Raw genomic sequence first — 2358 nt, forward strand, 5'->3', positions numbered from 1 at the left:
ATCCCATGCCGGCGCGCCCTACGCCTCCGGCCACCGGGGGTGCTGTTGTTGTGGATCGGCGGACGTGTTGAAGCCGTGTGGGTGAGACCAGTCGGGAAGCGCAGTCCGCTGCAGTCAGGCAGGCGAGCGCGTCGGCGGCCGCACAGTTCGACGGGATAGTCGCCGACTTGGCCAGCCGGACGTCCGCGCTGAGGTCGGTCGCGAGCTCGACATCGGACGCCTGTCGCGCCGGCGTCACGAATGGTGTTTTCCCGCGTTGCGCTACCGCCTTCAGTGCGGGCGAGGTGAGACCAGGTACGTCGGCTGGCCATTCCCACGCAGCTGTTCACGCTGACCGGCTCGTCCGCGACCGTTGGGCGTCTCGGCGGCGGTGTCGCTGGTCGCGCTGGTGGTTTCGGCGTTGTAGGGTGGCGCTCTCGCTGACGCCGTGGATCGGCGCTGTGGCAATGTACGAGTCTTCTATTCCCGTCCGCCGTCGGCATGGACGTCGCCTGCCGCGACACGTACGGTTCGGGCGCCTACGCACAAACGTCGAATCCTGACGATCCATACGCCTGGTGGTGCTACCGCTGACCACCCGTGCCTCCGCCACTAATGCCCGATCTCCGTGCGGCGCCCTACGATCACATCCAGACATCTAGCGGCGTTGCTGATGCCGGCCACCGCCTTGATCTTCGTGTTCTTGCCAGGAACCGGAAGATCATCAGCGGTGGTCGTCCTCACGTCGAGCACGAAACGCCGGCATCCACAAAGGTCTGCCAGGAACCACCAGCGGCCGAGGTTAAACGAGAAGCTGTACGTGCTGTTCGTAATGGAGGTCGCAAGCCGCCGGGTGCACGTTCTCGGTGCCACGGCGCATCCGACTGCGGCCTGGACCACCCAGCAAGCCCGCAGCCTGGTGATGGATTTCGGCGGCCGGGTCACGTCGTTCCAGTTCCTGATCCGCGATCGGGACGTCGAAGTTCCCGCGATGCTTAAACGAGGTGTTCGCCGCCGACGGCGTTGACTGGTGAAGATCCCTCCCCGAGCCCCTCGGGCGAACTGTCACGCAGAACGGTTCATCCGCAGCGTCCGGCACGGGTGCACCCACAGACTCCTGATCTACAACGAACGTCACGCCCGCGCCGTGCTCGACGGATACGCCGCCCACTTCAACGGGCATCGTCCACACCAGAGCCTCGCCCAGCACTCGCCGAACCACGACCCGGCCGTCGTCATCCCGATCAACGCGCCGATACGACGCCGCCGGGTCCTCAGCGGCGTCATCAACGAGTACCAGCGGGCGGCATAATCGGATCAACGAAACCCGAGTTCACAGACCCTGCACCGAGTTTGGCACGGTACAGGGCCTCATCGACGTGAACACGTCTTCAGCACCCGTATACCGCGGACGGCGACCGCGAGATGCGGCACGCTGGCCGGGTAAAGGGGGCGGCCTCGGCCTGTCACTCGAGCAGTGGTACCCATGCGGCGGCGACGGTTCCGTCGCGTCGCGCCTCGGTGAGCCGTTGAGCCGGAAGCGGCTCGGGGTGCACTGCCTGCTGCAGGGGACCAACTCCGTAGACGGCGGCGACGGCGCCCAGCGCCCTTGCGGCGGTCGTCCAATTGGACGGTATCTCGGCGACGCTGTAGGCGAATACATGCCCGGTCGGGTCATGCAACGCGAGACCCGTAGCGCGCAGACCCACACCCCAGGTGGTCACCCTCGCCGGATGTGTCGCCGATGGCCAGCGCGGCAGGCCCAACAAGATCGCCGCCTCCACCTGCGCCTCGCACCGCGAGCCAGTGAGGGTTTCCGTCCACGCGGCGCTGGCTGGCTCGAACCAGGCGACGGCGACCCCCACCGGTCCGTCGGCGTGAGAAGGCTCCCCTGGCTGCGGGATGGGAAAAGGAGCAGCCCACGGCTTCTCCTGGCTCGTCACCCACACGTGCAGCCGTTCACCGCCGCGGCGTTTCGCATCATCGGCGACGGCAAGCACCCATGCATCGCTGACCTTGTCTCGCGCGCCTGAGCGATCCGGGTGGTTTACCGGTGGAGTCGGCTCCGTATCACCTGCGCTTTCCGCAGCCGGTAATCTATCCAATACCTCTCGCGATGTTGCTGATGTCCACGGGCGGCGTGCGTTCACCGGTTGAGTGGACCTGGGTACTGCCGCAGGTACGGGCTTGAACGCGTCGACTCCATTCGGCAGGAGCGTGATTGGCACGAGCTGGCCTGTCCTGTACAGCTGGTACCGAGCACATGTCCGCCAACCCTCCGCACTGTCGCAGTAGTAGTTGCGCCAGGCGCTCAAGCTTGCGTTGAGCAGGGGGAAGAGGGGGCAGTCCTGAGCGTGTGAGCAGCCCATGTCACTCCGA

General features: G+C 66.1%; 3 protein-coding genes. 2 read left to right on the forward strand and 1 reads right to left on the reverse strand.

Going from position 1 to position 2358, the window contains the following annotated elements; genetic code table 11:
* The first annotated feature begins 799 nt into the window (after positions 1-799).
* Both JNW87_RS37730 and JNW87_RS37735 read left to right on the forward strand, forming a co-directional pair.
* Entirely contained in the window at positions 800-1006 is a 207-nt protein-coding gene (locus JNW87_RS37730; protein ID WP_109804622.1) for a hypothetical protein, read from the forward strand.
* 3 nt (positions 1007-1009) lie between these two features.
* Positions 1010-1291 carry a transposase gene (locus JNW87_RS37735; protein WP_236648418.1) on the forward strand — a complete coding sequence of 94 codons (282 nt, stop codon included), beginning with the start codon at positions 1010-1012 and terminating at the stop codon, positions 1289-1291.
* Positions 1292-1445: 154 nt separating this feature from the next.
* Here the strand turns inward: JNW87_RS37735 and JNW87_RS37740 are convergent, their stop codons facing one another.
* Entirely contained in the window at positions 1446-1979 is a 534-nt protein-coding gene (locus JNW87_RS37740) for a hypothetical protein (RefSeq protein WP_238455371.1), read from the reverse strand.
* Between the last annotated feature and the right edge of the window lie 379 nt (positions 1980-2358).

It is taken from the genome of Micromonospora sp. ATA51, from assembly GCF_016802855.1.
GTDB classification, from domain to species: Bacteria; Actinomycetota; Actinomycetes; order Mycobacteriales; family Micromonosporaceae; genus Micromonospora; species Micromonospora sicca.